The 13,801-nt window shown below is 69.5% G+C and carries 12 protein-coding genes and 3 tRNA genes; 12 read left to right on the forward strand and 3 right to left on the reverse strand.

Going from position 1 to position 13,801, the window contains the following annotated elements; all coding sequences use genetic code 11:
• Positions 1 to 7: 7 nt before the first annotated feature.
• On the reverse strand, positions 8 to 3,916 hold the full coding sequence (locus JHN45_RS33150; RefSeq protein WP_201052685.1) for a nitrate- and nitrite sensing domain-containing protein: 3,909 nt from the start codon (positions 3,914 to 3,916) through the stop codon (positions 8 to 10).
• 571 nt (positions 3,917 to 4,487) lie between these two features.
• Between JHN45_RS33150 and JHN45_RS33155 the strand changes: the two genes are divergently transcribed.
• From JHN45_RS33155 to JHN45_RS33185, 7 genes are all read left to right on the forward strand, one after another.
• A complete protein-coding gene (locus tag JHN45_RS33155; protein ID WP_200713356.1) occupies positions 4,488 to 4,673 on the forward strand; it encodes a hypothetical protein in 186 nt (61 codons plus the stop codon).
• Between the two features lie 337 nt (positions 4,674 to 5,010).
• Positions 5,011 to 5,787, forward strand: coding sequence for a fumarylacetoacetate hydrolase family protein (locus JHN45_RS33160; protein ID WP_200713355.1), 777 nt, complete (start codon positions 5,011 to 5,013; stop codon positions 5,785 to 5,787).
• A complete protein-coding gene (gene gltX, locus JHN45_RS33165) occupies positions 5,771 to 7,255 on the forward strand; it encodes a glutamate--tRNA ligase (RefSeq protein WP_201052687.1) in 1,485 nt (494 codons plus the stop codon). The genes JHN45_RS33160 and gltX overlap by 17 nt, the downstream gene beginning before the upstream one ends.
• A gap of 63 nt (positions 7,256 to 7,318) precedes the next feature.
• On the forward strand, positions 7,319 to 8,050 hold the full coding sequence (locus tag JHN45_RS33170) for an HAD family hydrolase (RefSeq protein ID WP_200713353.1): 732 nt from the start codon (positions 7,319 to 7,321) through the stop codon (positions 8,048 to 8,050).
• Positions 8,051 to 8,142: 92 nt separating this feature from the next.
• A tRNA-Gln gene (locus JHN45_RS33175) sits at positions 8,143 to 8,214 on the forward strand.
• Between the two features lie 21 nt (positions 8,215 to 8,235).
• A tRNA-Glu gene (locus tag JHN45_RS33180) sits at positions 8,236 to 8,308 on the forward strand.
• Positions 8,309 to 8,370: 62 nt separating this feature from the next.
• Positions 8,371 to 8,443 (forward strand) — tRNA-Glu (locus JHN45_RS33185).
• Positions 8,444 to 8,493: 50 nt separating this feature from the next.
• On the opposite strand, the gene JHN45_RS33190 is transcribed toward JHN45_RS33185, so the two are convergent.
• Entirely contained in the window at positions 8,494 to 9,138 is a 645-nt protein-coding gene (locus JHN45_RS33190) for a MerR family transcriptional regulator (RefSeq protein ID WP_200713352.1), read from the reverse strand.
• A gap of 79 nt (positions 9,139 to 9,217) precedes the next feature.
• Between JHN45_RS33190 and JHN45_RS33195 the strand changes: the two genes are divergently transcribed.
• The gene (locus JHN45_RS33195; protein WP_201052690.1) at positions 9,218 to 9,730 is read left to right on the forward strand and encodes a DUF4188 domain-containing protein; all 513 of its coding nucleotides are present in this window, start codon (positions 9,218 to 9,220) and stop codon (positions 9,728 to 9,730) included.
• 207 nt (positions 9,731 to 9,937) lie between these two features.
• Here JHN45_RS33195 and ndgR read toward each other — a convergent pair whose 3' ends face one another.
• Positions 9,938 to 10,654: an IclR family transcriptional regulator NdgR gene (ndgR, locus tag JHN45_RS33200; RefSeq protein ID WP_019068721.1), complete on the reverse strand. Its 717-nt coding sequence runs from the start codon at positions 10,652 to 10,654 to the stop codon at positions 9,938 to 9,940.
• Positions 10,655 to 10,844: 190 nt separating this feature from the next.
• On the opposite strand from ndgR, the gene leuC reads away from it, so the two are divergent.
• The 4 genes from leuC to JHN45_RS33220 all read left to right on the forward strand — a co-directional run.
• Positions 10,845 to 12,269, forward strand: coding sequence for a 3-isopropylmalate dehydratase large subunit (gene leuC / locus JHN45_RS33205; protein WP_200713350.1), 1,425 nt, complete (start codon positions 10,845 to 10,847; stop codon positions 12,267 to 12,269).
• 5 nt (positions 12,270 to 12,274) lie between these two features.
• Positions 12,275 to 12,868, forward strand: a complete 594-nt coding sequence (gene leuD / locus JHN45_RS33210) for a 3-isopropylmalate dehydratase small subunit (protein ID WP_200713349.1) — start codon at positions 12,275 to 12,277, stop codon at positions 12,866 to 12,868.
• A gap of 263 nt (positions 12,869 to 13,131) precedes the next feature.
• Positions 13,132 to 13,362, forward strand: a complete 231-nt coding sequence (locus JHN45_RS33215) for a hypothetical protein (protein ID WP_019068724.1) — start codon at positions 13,132 to 13,134, stop codon at positions 13,360 to 13,362.
• Positions 13,363 to 13,499: 137 nt separating this feature from the next.
• Positions 13,500 to 13,801, forward strand: a 302-nt coding sequence (locus JHN45_RS33220) for an HU family DNA-binding protein (RefSeq protein WP_201052692.1), incomplete at its 3' end; no start/stop codon positions are given.

Here is a 13,801-nt window from a genome sequence, read left to right on the forward strand (position 1 = left end):
GGCTCAACTAACGCTCCTGCTGGTGAGTGGGGCTGGGGAAGCTGCCGGTCTGGCCGGTACCCGTACCGGCCTGGCGGCCCTGTGCGATGCCCCGACGGAGATTGGTCAGCCGGCCGCGTACGTCATCAGGCGCACGCGAGACCTGCGGACCGGTTTGGTGCTGTTGCTGCTGAGCCGTGCCCGGGACGAGGTTCGCCCTGGGCACCCGGCGCGGCAGGCCGGAGGTGGTGACGCCGCCCGCGGCCGGTTGCCGTACGCGCTCCGCCTGCCGAACGAGATCGTCGTTCGGCGAGCTGCGCCAGGTACCGCCCGTGGGACGCTGAGGGGGTGTCGCCGGAGCCTGCGGTGCCTGCGGCTGCGGGGCGGGCGCGGAGCCGTTGCTCTGGCTCTGCGCTTCCGCCTGCTGGCCGTGGAACCAGTTGGTCTCCAGCGTGTCGTACAGCGGCGTCCTGCCGTCACCGGGACCCGTGGCAGGCGGCAACGCCTCGGGCTCCTGGCGGGTGGGACGCTGCGGGGCGGGCGGACGCGCGGTGCCGAAGTCGGCGCCGTTGCGGTTCCCGTTGACCTGCGGACGGTCGAACTGCCCGGTGTTCCCGGGGTTCTGACGGCCCGGCAGATTGTGCTGACCGGTGGACCCGTTGTCAAAACCGGGAGTCGCGAACTGGCCGGTGGAGCTGCCGTCGTAGGCCTGCGGGACGGCGAACTGTCCCGTGTTGGCCGGGTTCGACGGGTTGTTGGCCGGGCTGTTCGGGGAGCCGAAGACGTCCGAGCGGACGAACTGGCCGCCGTTCTGCTGCGAGTTGGAACCAGGACGCGGGGTGTCGAAGTCCTGCCGCGGGAACTGGCCGTTGGACTGCGACCCGTTGGCGCCCGGACGCGGGAACTGGCCCGTGTTCTGGGACCCGTTGACGTTCGGCCGGGGGAAGGAACCCGTGTCCTGCGGTCCGCCCGCACCGGGGCGCGGGAAGGAGCCGGTGTCCTGCGGTCCGCTGGTGCCCGGGCGCGGGAACTGCCTGCTGTCCTGCGCGTCCATGCGGGGGATCGCCGGCATCTCCTGCGTGCCGGGGCCCTGACGGTCGTCGATGCGCGGCATCCGGGAGGTCTGCTCGGCGTCGCGCTCGTCGTGACCGCGCGGGGCGTCGAGGTTGCCGCGGCCCAGCGGGGGCTGCGCGTTCTCGTCGCTCCAGCTGGGGCGCTGGTTGTTGCCGCCGGGCAGCTCGGCCCGCGCACCACCGCGCGGCGGGAGCTGCGGCTGACGCCCACGGCGCCGGCCACCGCCGCGGGGCGGCTCGGGCTCGTTGTTCGCACGCTGCGGGGGAACCCCGCCGTTCTGCTGCTGCGGAGGCGTCCCGCCGAAGGCGTCCTGACGTCCGTCACCGAAGCCCTGCGGGGCACCCGTACCGGCCGCCTGCAGGCCCTGGGGGGCGCCCGGAGCCTGGCCGAAGAGACCGGCACCGGAACCGGCCGCCGGACGGCCCTGCGGCGCAGAGGGACCCTGCGGCCCACGCGCACCGCCGGGAGCACCCGGGCCACCGGGACCACCCGGACGTCCACCGCCCGCACCGGGCAGCGCGGCCCGCGGGCCCTGACCGGAACCGACCTGGCCGCGCGGAGCGGCACCGGCACCGAGCAGTCCGCCGTTCGCCGGAGCGCCCGCGCCGACGGCGGAGCCGCCCTGACCGTTGCCCCGGCGGGCCGCACCGGCACCGGCGGCGGCAGCCGCCGCATCGACAGCGGGCTGGCCCTGCTTGCCCGGAGCGGGCTTCTTGCCGCCCTGGGCGACATCGACCGGGAGCATGACCAGCGCGGTCGTACCACCGGAGTCGGAGGGGCGCAGCTGGATGCGGATGCCGTGACGCTGGGACAGCCGGCCGACCACGAAGAGGCCCATGCGGCGGGAGACCGAGACGTCCACGGTGGGCGGCGAGGCGAGCCGCTCGTTGATCGCCGCGAGGTCCTCGGGGGAGAGGCCGATACCGGTGTCGTGGATCTCGATCAGGACGCGGCCGTCGGGCAGCGCGTGACCGGTGACCTTGACCTTGGTCTGCGGCGAGGAGAACGAGGTCGCGTTCTCCAGCAGCTCTGCGAGCAGGTGCACGAGGTCGTTGACCACGCGGCCGGCCACTTCGGTGGTCGGCACGGAGGACAGCTCGATGCGCTCGTACTGCTCCACCTCGGAGGCAGCGGCGCGGAGCACGTCGACCAGCGGGACCGGACGGGTCCAGCGGCGGCCGGGCTCTTCACCGGCGAGAACGAGAAGGTTCTCACCGTTACGGCGCATGCGGGTCGCGAGGTGGTCGAGCTTGAAGAGGGAGGACAGCTGGTCCGGGTCGGCCTCGCGGGACTCCAGCTCGGAGATGAGCGAGAGCTGACGCTGGATGAGGCCCTGGGAGCGGCGCGAGAGGTTGGTGAACATCGCGTTGACGTTGCCCCGCAGGAGGGCCTGCTCGGCGGCGAGGCGGACCGCCTCGCGGTGCACGTCGTCGAAGGCCGCGGCCACCTGGCCGATCTCGTCCCGGGAGTGCACACCGACCGACTCCACGGACGTGTCGACGTCCTGCGGGTCGGACTCGGAGAGCTGCTTGACCAGCTCGGGCAGCCGGTCCTGGGCGACCTTGTTGGCGGTCTCCTGGAGCCGGCGCAGCGAGCGGATCATGGACCGGGCGATGACGAAGGCGCCGACGAGGGAGACACCGAGCACGAGCAGGATCAGCGCACCGGAGATGATCGCCTCGCGCTCGGAGGCGGAGCGCAGCTCGCGGGCCTTCTGCTCCATGTCCTCAAGGAGCGTGTGCTCGATCTTCTTCATCTGCTCGATCTTGGTCGAGCTGTCGTCTATCCAGTCCTTGTACGACCGCTTGTCCTGCGAGGCCAGGCCGTTCGTGTTGGCGAGGGCGCGCTCCGCGTACTTGTCCGCGGCGTCGATCGTGGCGTTGCCGTCCTCGATGGGCTGGATGAGCTGCTCGGCACCCTGGTCGCCGTAGATGTTGCGGAAGATGCTCAGGTCCGACTTCTCGCTCTCCAGCGCGGAGTCGGCGTACAGCCGGTCGTTGTCGGAGAGCTTGCCGGTCGTCGTGTTGTTGGCCGGCAGGGCCGCCGCGATGACGGCGCGCTGCACGGACGCGAACTCCTTGGCCGAGGAGAAGGCGGCCAGGGCGCGCGTGCGCTGGATCATCTCCGGGTTGCTGGTCGCCTCTGCCATGTCCTGCGAGAGGTCGAGCAGCTGGGTGATCAGACGGTGGTAGGCGTCGACCGTCTGCGTCGAGTTGGACTTCGACTGGTACGCCGTCTTGCGGATCCGGTCGAGGTTGTCCAGCTCGGTGGCGAGACCGACGACGGTCTCGCGGACGCCCTGCAGGTTTCCGTTCCTGCTGGCGCTGTCGATCTCTTCCGAGGAGTTGATGAAGTTGTCGCGGGCCCGGTCGGTCTTCTCGGCGAAGCCCTTGATCTGGTAGTCGGTGGCCTTGACGCCGTGCGACAGGGGACCGGCCGACTGGTCGCGCTCCTCCTGGAGCGCGGTGGCCAGCTCGGTGGCCTGCTTGGTCATGTCCGTCAGCAGCTTCATGTTGTCGAGCTGCTGGATGTCGGTCATGGAGTCGCTGATGCGCAGGGCGCCCAGCGAGGTGGCCGCGACCACGGGGAGCGCGAGCAGTGACACCAGGCGCGTGGAGATGCGCCAGTTGCGCAGCGCGACGCGCGAGCCGGGTCCGGGGGTGCCGCTCGGCGGCTTCACCGAGGGCGTGGGGGTCGGGGCTGCGGACACACCGGGGCGCCCGGGGGCCCCGCCTTCACCTGACGGTGCCGGGCCCGGGTTCTGGGCGTGCTGGGGCGAGGAGCTGCCGGTGTTGGGGCCAGCCCCGCCATGCGGCTCCGGCTCCGCCGGAGCACTGCCATCCCTCTTGAAACGTCCCTGCACTAGCGTCGCAACCTCTGGACCAGGCGTCCCCCGCGCGAACGGAAGGACGGTGTCGGCGTCTTGGGGAGCGCCCTGAACGCGCACCCCATGTGTGGTCGTGAGTGACCGGCGCTGCTCCCCCTTCCGCCGCCCTCGGCGCTGCGTTGCGCCCCCTGCGCGCCGGGCTGATTCTGCGGCGGTCCGTGGAATTCCAGCACAGTGCCGGATCTCCAACAAGGCCCGTAGGCCAGGCTGTGACCTGTGTGACACCCCGTGAGGACAGTGTCACGAGACGTAGAAAGCTATTCACTCCAAAGTGGGCAAATCCGCACCATCCCGTGAGGCGTGGGTTGTGCCCAAGTCGCCATGATCAGGAGCGGAATGACAGCTTCAGGGGGTCAATGTCCGTTTCGTTGAGGTGAGTTGCGGGTCCGAATTGGTCGGTATGCCCACAGGGTGGTGAGCAAACTCACATGCGGATCATGGGCTCTTCACGCGTTCGGCCGGGAATTGGATGTTTAGCCTGACGCTTTACATGAGGGCACAATCTGTCAACCACCCACCCACGGACTGACGAGGGTCGACTACAACAGTGAAGACGACGATGATGTTCCGCAACATTGCCAACCCGCGACGCACGACGCTGGCGCACCTCTCCGACGCCGACGAACTGCAGACGCCGGAGCAGCCGGAGCACTCGCTCGACCTGCCGGCCCAGACCGCCAACCCGCGCCGCACGATCCTCATGGAGATCCCGGTCGGCGCCGCCGCGGAGTAACTGCGCGAGCAGGGGCCCCGCCTGCCCCGCGACGTCCGGCACGCTACCCCCGCCGCCTCGGAGGTGTGGAGGCTGCCCCCGCCCGCTGCACCGGGCGAAAGCCCGAGCGCGTCCACAGCGCGGGCTTCGCCCGGCGATTCCTGAGTCTCCGGCCGGGCCCCGGAGCACGCACCGAAACACTGCGGGGGCTGCGCGCACTCGCCCGCGTCCATCGGCGCCGGTGCTCTGCCGCGACCTGATCCGCCGGAGAGGACTTAATCGGCGAAGCAGCGCCCCCGCACCGCGTTAGCCTGGAGCGTCAGACTCCAGCCAGCTCAGTGAGGGGTGCCGGGATCCCGTGCGCATCGCCAGATTCTCCATCGACGGGAACGTCGCCTTCGGCGCGGTCGAGGGCGACAAGCCGGACGAGCTCGTCCTCGACATCATCAAGGGCATCCCGTTCGCGGACTTCGAACTCTCCGGCACGAAGGTCCCGCTGAGCAAGGTCAGGCTGCTGCCGCCGGTGCTCCCGAACAAGGTCGTCGCCTACGGCCGCAACTACGCCGAGCACGCCCGGGAACTGGGCAACGAGGTGCCGGACGTCCCCTTCGCCTTCTTCAAGCCGTCCACCTCCGTGATCGGCTCCGGCGACGACATCCAGTACCCCTCCTTCACCGAGGACCTCCACCACGAGGCCGAACTGGCCGTCGTTATCGGCCGGATGTGCCGCGAGGTCCCGCGCGAGCGTGTCAAGGACGTCATCCTCGGCTACACCTGCGCCAACGACATCACCGCGCGTGACGTCCAGAAGCGCGAGAAGCAGTGGGCCCGCGCCAAGGGCTTCGACACCTCCTGCCCGCTCGGCCCCTGGGTGGAGACGGACCTCGACCCGAGCGACCTCACCATCCAGCTGACCGTCAACGGACAGCAGCGCCAGCTCGGCCGCACCAGCGAGATGATCCACTCGATCGAGGACCTGATCGTCAACATCACCGAGGCCATGACGCTGCTCCCCGGCGACGTGATCCTCACGGGCACCCCGGCAGGCGTCGGACCGCTCACCGTCGGCGACGAGGTCGCCGTCACCATCGAAGGCATCGGCACTCTCACCAACAAGGTTGTCAAGCGTGGCTAGCGCACCCGTACGCGTCCGTTTCTGCCCCTCGCCGACCGGCAATCCTCACGTCGGCCTGGTCCGCACCGCCCTGTTCAACTGGGCCTTCGCCAAGCACAACCAGGGCACGCTGGTCTTCCGCATCGAGGACACCGACGCGGCCCGCGACTCCGAGGAGTCCTACGGCCAACTCCTCGACGCGATGCGCTGGTTGGGCTTCGACTGGGACGAGGGCCCCGAGATCGGCGGCCCGCACGCGCCCTACCGCCAGTCGCAGCGCATGGACATCTACAAGGACGTCGCGAAGAAGCTCCAGGACGCCGGCCACGCCTACGACTGCTACTGCTCCACCGCGGAGCTGGACGCCCGCCGCGACGTCGCCCGCGCCGCCGGCAAGCCGTCCGGCTACGACGGCCACTGCCGCGCCCTCACCGCCGAGCAGGTCGAGGCGTACAAGGCCGAGGGCCGGGTGCCGATCGTCCGCTTCCGCATGCCCGACGAGACGATCACCTTCACCGACCTGGTCCGCGGCGAGCTGACGTTCACCCCGGAGAACGTCCCGGACTACGGGATCGTACGAGCCAACGGCGCCCCGCTGTACACGCTCGTCAACCCGGTCGACGACGCCCTGATGGAGATCACCCACGTCCTGCGCGGCGAGGACCTGCTCTCCTCGACGCCCCGTCAGATCGCCCTCTACAAGGCGCTGATCGAGCTGGGCGTCGCCAAGTCGGTGCCGTCCTTCGGGCACTTGCCGTACGTGATGGGCGAGGGCAACAAGAAGCTCTCCAAGCGCGACCCGGAGTCCTCGCTCAACCTCTACCGGGAGCGCGGCTTCCTGCCCGAGGGACTGCTCAACTACCTCTCCCTGCTGGGCTGGTCGCTCGCGGCCGACCGGGACGTCTTCTCGATGGACGAGATGGTCGCGGCCTTCGACATCGCCGACGTGAACCCCAACCCGGCCCGCTTCGACCTGAAGAAGTGCGAGGCGATCAACGCCGACCACATCCGGCTGCTCGACGTGAAGGACTTCACCGAGCGCTGCGCGCCGTGGCTGCGCGCCCCCTTCGCCCCCTGGGCGCCGGAGGACTTCGACGAGGCCAAGTGGCAGGCCGTCGCCCCGCACGCGCAGACCCGCCTGAAGGTGTTGTCGGAGATCACGGACAACGTCGACTTCCTGTTCCTGGCCGAGCCGGTCCAGGACGAGGCGTCCTGGACGAAGGCCATGAAGGAGGGCTCCGACGCCCTTCTCCGTACGGCCAGGGAGAAGCTGGAGTCGGCCGACTGGTCCTCGCCCGAGTCCCTCAAGGAGGCCGTCCTGGCCGCCGGCGAGACCCACGGCCTCAAGCTCGGCAAGGCCCAGGCGCCGGTCCGTGTCGCCGTCACCGGCCGCACGATCGGGCTGCCGCTCTTCGAGTCCCTGGAGATTCTCGGCAAGGAGAAGAGCCTGGCCAGGATCGACGCGGCCCTGGCGAAGCTGACGGCCTGACGGTCGACAACGTGGGGCCCCGGGGCGCTGACGCGCTTCGGGGCCCCACGTTATGGTCGGATCATGAGCATTCGGGCCGTGGTCTGGGACGTGGACGACACCCTGTTCGACTACACCGGCGCGGACCGCGCGGCCATGCGGGAGCACTTGGTCGCCGAGGGGCTGCTCGACGGACGCGAGAGCCTGGTGGCGGCCCTGGAGCGCTGGCGGGTGGCCACCGAGTTCCACTGGGCGCGGTTCTCGGCCGGAGAGGTCACCTTCGAGGGGCAGCGGCTCGACCGGGTCCGGCACTTCCTGGACCGGGAGCTGACCGACGCCGAGGCCGAGGACTGGTTCCGGCGCTACAAGACCCACTACGAGACGGCCTGGGCCCTCTTCCCGGACGTCCTGCCCGTCCTCGACACCCTCGCGGCCAGTCACCGCCACGCGGTCCTCTCCAACTCCAGCCTCACCGTGCAGGACCGCAAGCTGCGCGCCCTCGGGGTGCACGACCGCTTCGAGGTCATCCTGTGCGCGGCCGAACTGGGCGTCTCCAAGCCCGAGGCCGGCGCCTTCCTCGCGGCCTGCGAGGCGCTGGAACTGCCGCCGCACGAGGTGGCGTATGTCGGCGATCACCCGGAGATCGACGGGCGGGGCGCCGCGGACGCCGGTCTGCTCTCCGTCTGGATCGACCGCCACGGCGGGCACGCCTCCGTCGAGGCCCTGGTGGGGCGGCACAGGATCGGTTCCCTCGCCGAACTCCCCGGTCTGCTCGGCACGGATACCCGTTTTGGAGCCCCGTCCACCTTCAGGTAATGTTGTTCCTGCGCCGCCGGAGAGCGGGCCGAAAGGCCAGGAAACCGGAGGCGTCAACTGGAACAAGGTCCCCAGAAGGACTTGCGTTTTAGTGGCCTATGGTGTAATTGGCAACACTACGGTTTCTGGTACCGTCATTCTAGGTTCGAGTCCTGGTAGGCCAGCTCGCAGAGCTCATCTGCAACGCCCCCGTTGTGTAGCGGCCTAGCACGCTGCCCTCTCACGGCAGTAGCGCCGGTTCGAATCCGGTCGGGGGTACAGATCCTTCCCAGGAAGGTGGTCCGGGTCGCACCCGCCGCCCTCCATGCAGGATCGCTAGGGCCCCCGTTGTGTAGCGGCCTAGCACGCTGCCCTCTCACGGCAGTAGCGCCGGTTCGAATCCGGTCGGGGGTACGCAGACGAAAGGCCCTCCACTTCGGTGGGGGGCCTTTCGCATGCCCGGCTCACTCGAAGCCGTACCGCCGCGCCGACTCCTCCTCCTGCGCCAGCCGGTGCAGCGCCCGGAGCACCGGCTCGACGAAGATCGCGCCCGCCACCGCCGTCTCCACCTTCTCGGCCTCCGAGGGGTGCGTCTCCACGAAGTCCAGGTCGAGGACGGCCGCCCGGTGCATCAACTTGGCGTAGTTCACGACCAGTTCGGGGGGCCAGTCGTACCCGAGCCGGCGAAGTGCGGCCACCGCCACCACCAGTGAGCGGTACGACGGCGAAATGGTCACCAGCGCCTGGGAGTTGGACCAGCCCAGCGTCTCCAGGAGCCGGTCCACCTCGCGGTGCGCGGCCTGGACGTACTCGTCCTCCGCGTCCGGCTCCGGAACCTGCGGCAACGCCCAAAGTGCCGCGCCCAGCCGGATCGTACGGCCGAGGGAGTCGTCGTCGACATGGCCGAGCACCTCGCGGACCGTGGCCACCGGGAGCCGGCCGACCTGGATCATCGCGCGCACCAGCCGCAGCCGCCGCAACTGCTCCTCGTCGTACTCGGCGGTGGTCGTGTTGACCTGGCGGCCGGGGCTCAACAGGCCTTCGCGCAGGTAGTACTTGATCGTCGCGATGGACACACCGCTGCGCTCGCTCAACTCGGACAGCCGCATGTCTTGCGCCCTTTCTCGGATACCGGCACTATCCAAGCACGGGTCATCGGATAGCGCCGGTACCCAACTAGGAGGCGTCATGTTCGCGAAGGCTGTCAACGGCCGTACCACCGCTGCCGCCGAGGGGGAGGTGGTGGTGCTGCTGATCGGCATGCGCATCAACCGCTTCTGGGCCGTGCACCACTGGGTGCCGGTGTTCCTCGCGATGCCGCGCATGCTGCGGGAGTTGGGGAAGGATCCCGGTCGCGGACTACTCGGGCATGTGCTGCTCACGGCGTCCCCGCGGACGTACTACGTCGTCCAGTATTGGGAGTCCAAGGAGAAGCTCTACAAGTACGCGAGTTCGCCCGACATGTTCCATCACAAGGCGTGGGCGATCATCAACCGCAAGGAGAAGGCGGGGAAGGTACGCGGACACGTCGGCCTGTGGCACGAGAGCTATGTGGTGCCCGAGGGCTCCTACGAGGCGATCTACGCCGACATGCCGCCCTTCGGCCTCGCGGCGGCGCACGGACAGGTGCCGGTGGAGCAGCGGGGGAGGCGGGCGAAGGACCGGTTCGCGTATCGGTCGGGGAGTGTGCCGTCCGAGTAAGTGGGCTGATGCGAGTGGGCTGCGCCCCGAAGGGGCGCGGGGCTGTGTCGATATGTGGCTCCGCCACGTGGGCGCGACCAGCCACGACGGCGCGGCACTGAAACGACGGGACATCGCGGCACTTCCCGGCGGAGGGCCTGGCCTCAGACATGACTGAGGGCCCGCCGCGGCGTTGAGGCAGGCCCTTCTTGAGGTGTTCCGGGTGGATCAGCCGGTGCGGCGCAGCGCCTCGGAGAGACGCGCGGCGGCGTCGATGACCGCCTGGGCGTGCATGCGGCCCGGGTGGCGCGTCAGGCGCTCGATGGGGCCGGAGACGGACACCGCGGCCACCACGCGGTTCGAGGGGCCGCGCACGGGCGCGGAGACGGACGCGACGCCCGGCTCGCGCTCGCCGATGGACTGGGCCCAGCCCCGGCGCCGTACGCCCGAGAGGGCCGTGGCCGTGAAGCGGGCGCCCTGGAGGCCGCGGTGCAGGCGCTCCGGCTCCTCCCAGGCCATCAGGATCTGGGCCGAGGAACCGGCTTTCATCGTGAGGGTCGAGCCGACCGGGACGGTGTCCCGGAGTCCGGACAGGCGTTCCGCCGCGGCCACGCAGATGCGCATGTCGCCCTGGCGGCGGTAGAGCTGCGCGCTCTCGCCCGTGATGTCCCGCAGATGCGTGAGCACCGGGCCCGCCGTGGCGAGCAGCCGGTCCTCGCCGGCGGCCGCGGCCAGCTCGGCGAGACGGGGGCCGAGAATGAAACGGCCCTGCATGTCGCGCGCCACCATGCGGTGGTGTTCCAAGGCCACGGCCAGCCGGTGTGCCGTGGGTCGTGCCAGCCCGGTCGCCGCGACCAGACCCGCGAGGGTGGCCGGACCGGACTCCAGAGCGCCCAGGACAAGGGCTGCCTTGTCCAGGACGCCGACGCCGCTACTGTTGTCCATGAAACGATACTCGCGTCTCACTCTGTGAAACGCAAGTTCCTTTTTTCGTGAGACGCGCAACTCTTGTAGGCACAGCGGCCCGCGTTCCAAACGGGCCAGGCGGCGGCTGCCCGTGAACCAGGGGTGCGAGCGCCGTCTCCTCAAGATCTCTAGTTGGGCCGGCGCTGTTTCGCCGGCCGGAGGGAAAGCGATGGGTAGGACACTCGCGGAGAAGGTCTGGGACGACCATGTCGTCCGGCGCGCCCAGGGCGAGCCCGACCTCCTCTTCATCGATCTGCACCTGCTGCACGAGGTGACCAGCCCGCAGGCCTTCGACGGTCTCCGCCAGGCCGGGCGTCCCGTGCGGCGCCTCGACCTCACCATCGCCACCGAGGATCACAACACCCCGACCCTCGACATCGACAAGCCCATCGCGGACCCGGTCTCCCGGGCCCAGCTGGAGACGCTGCGCAAGAACTGCGCCGACTTCGGCGTGCGCCTGCACTCCCTGGGCGATGTCGAGCAGGGCGTCGTCCACGTCGTAGGACCGCAGCTGGGTCTGACCCAGCCCGGTACGACCGTCGTGTGCGGTGACTCCCACACCTCCACCCACGGCGCCTTCGGCGCGCTGGCGTTCGGCATCGGCACCTCCCAGGTGGAGCACGTGCTGGCCACCCAGACGCTGCCGCTGGCCCGCCCGAAGACCATGGCCATCACCGTCGACGGCGAACTGCCCGACGGCGTCTCCGCCAAGGACCTGATCCTCGCCATCATCGCGAAGATCGGCACCGGCGGCGGCCAGGGCTACATCCTCGAATACCGCGGTTCCGCCATCGAGAAGCTCTCGATGGAGGCCCGCATGACCATCTGCAACATGTCGATCGAGGCCGGTGCCCGCGCGGGCATGATCGCCCCCGACGAGACCACCTTCGAGTACATCAAGGGCCGCGCCCACGCCCCCGAGGGCGAGGACTGGGACGCCGCCGTCGCGTACTGGAAGACCCTGAAGACGGACGACGACGCCGAATTCGACGCCGAGGTCGTCATCGACGGTCCCTCGCTGGCGCCGTTCGTCACCTGGGGCACCAACCCCGGTCAGGGCGCGCCGCTTTCGGCGTCCGTCCCCGACCCGGCTTCGTACGAAGACGCTTCAGAGCGCCTCGCCGCCGAAAAGGCCCTGGAATACATGGGGTTGGAGGCCGGCCAGCCGCTGCGCGACATCAAGGTCGACACCGTCTTCGTAGGTTCCTGCACCAACGGCCGTATCGAGGACCTGCGGGCCGCCGCCGCGATCGTCGAGGGTCGCAAAGTCGCCGACGGCGTACGGATGCTGGTCGTGCCGGGCTCCGCGCGGGTCGGTCTGCAGGCCGTCTCCGAGGGCCTGGACATCGTCTTCAAGGAGGCCGGCGCCGAATGGCGGCACGCGGGCTGCTCGATGTGTCTGGGCATGAACCCGGACCAGTTGGCGCCCGGTGAGCGCTCCGCGTCCACCTCCAACCGCAACTTCGAAGGCAGGCAGGGCAAGGGCGGCCGTACGCACCTGGTCTCGCCGCAGGTCGCCGCCGCGACCGCCGTGCTGGGCCACCTGGCCTCGCCCGCCGATCTGTCCGACGCCCCTGTGCCCGCTGGAGTCTGAGAGTCATGGAAGCATTCACCACGCACACCGGCCGGGCCGTCCCGCTGCGCCGCAGCAACGTGGACACCGACCAGATCATCCCCGCCCACTGGCTCAAGAAGGTGACCAGGGACGGCTTCGAGGACGGGCTGTTCGAGGCCTGGCGCAAGGACGAGAACTTCATCCTCAACCGCCCCGAGCGCAAGGGCGCGACGGTCCTGGTAGCCGGCCCCGACTTCGGCACCGGCTCCTCCCGCGAGCACGCCGTGTGGGCGCTGCAGAACTACGGCTTCAAGGCCGTCATCTCCTCCCGCTTCGCCGACATCTTCCGCGGCAACTCGCTGAAGAACGGCCTGCTCACGGTCGTTCTGGAGCAGAAGATCGTGGACGCGCTGCAGGAGCTCACCGAGAACGACCCGCAGGCCGAGATCACGGTCGACCTGGAGGCCCGTGAGGTGCGTGCCGAGGGCATCACCGCCGCCTTCGAACTCGACGAGAACGCCCGCTGGCGGCTGCTGAACGGACTGGACGACATCTCCATCACCCTCCAGAACGAGGGCGACATCTCCGCGTACGAGGCCAAGCGCCCCTCGTACAAGCCGCGGACGGTCCAGGTCTGACCCCAACCCCCGCACCAGGTCGAGATCCGGCCACCGCGACACCCTCTGTACCCCCGATCGCCACGATTGGGGGTACAGCCATGTCTGCACTCGAACGGCCCCGCGCGCCTCCAACGCTTCTCTCAACTTCCCATGTTAGACAGGGTGTTGACTGGGTAGGCGCAGCTTTGAGCCAAGGCTGCCGCCGGGCTCCGTCAGGCCGTTCGAGGCACCAGTTGCGACCCCCGCAGGCGACAACTCGCCCCAGATGGCACAATCTGTGCATGGAACACGACGGCCAACTCAAGCTCTATGCGGCAGTCGCGGACCAACTCAAGGAAGCGCACACAAGGGTGCGCGCACTGCAAGTCCCGGAGGGCGTACGGATGGCGCTGGCCCGGAAGCTGCTGGTCATTACGGCCGCGGCCAAGCACGATCTCGCCGACGCGACAAGGCGACTGGACCGGTTCACGGCCGACCTCGACGCGGGTCGATTCCCCGAAGAGGAACGCTGAACAAGTCCAGGACAGCCGAGTTCGTTGCGGCGCACGGGTGATTAGCCCGTTTCGTGTTTGATTTGCGGTATATATCTGCCTAACGTGCGGAAAAGCCTGAACACTTTCGTTCCGGCAATGTCTCCGAAGGGGAAGACGTGAACAAGGCGCAGCTCGTAGAAGCGATTGCCGACAAGGTCGGTGGCCGTCAGCAGGCCGCCGAGGCGGTCGACGCGGTACTGGACGCCATCGTCCGTGCCGTCGTCAGTGGGGACCGGGTCTCGGTCACCGGCTTCGGTTCGTTCGAGAAGGTCGACCGTCCGGCCCGTTACGCCCGCAACCCCCAGACGGGCGAGCGGGTTCGGGTCAAGAAGACCTCCGTTCCGCGCTTCCGCGCGGGCCAGGGTTTCAAGGACCTGGTGAGCGGCTCGAAGAAGCTCCCGCGCGGAAGCGCGGAACG

This window comes from Streptomyces sp. MBT53 (assembly GCF_016654115.1).
GTDB lineage: Bacteria > Actinomycetota > Actinomycetes > Streptomycetales > Streptomycetaceae > Streptomyces.

Coding starts and splice junctions, on each gene's coding strand:
- ndgR (WP_019068721.1), bottom strand. CDS start 10,654: ATGGACAACAGTAGCGGCGTCGGCGTCCTGGACAAGGCAGCCCTTGTC.
- JHN45_RS33195 (WP_201052690.1), top strand. CDS start 9,218: ATGTTCGCGAAGGCTGTCAACGGCCGTACCACCGCTGCCGCCGAGGGG.
- JHN45_RS33170 (WP_200713353.1), top strand. CDS start 7,319: ATGAGCATTCGGGCCGTGGTCTGGGACGTGGACGACACCCTGTTCGAC.
- JHN45_RS33190 (WP_200713352.1), bottom strand. CDS start 9,138: ATGCGGCTGTCCGAGTTGAGCGAGCGCAGCGGTGTGTCCATCGCGACG.
- JHN45_RS33215 (WP_019068724.1), top strand. CDS start 13,132: ATGGAACACGACGGCCAACTCAAGCTCTATGCGGCAGTCGCGGACCAA.
- leuC (WP_200713350.1), top strand. CDS start 10,845: ATGGGTAGGACACTCGCGGAGAAGGTCTGGGACGACCATGTCGTCCGG.
- leuD (WP_200713349.1), top strand. CDS start 12,275: ATGGAAGCATTCACCACGCACACCGGCCGGGCCGTCCCGCTGCGCCGC.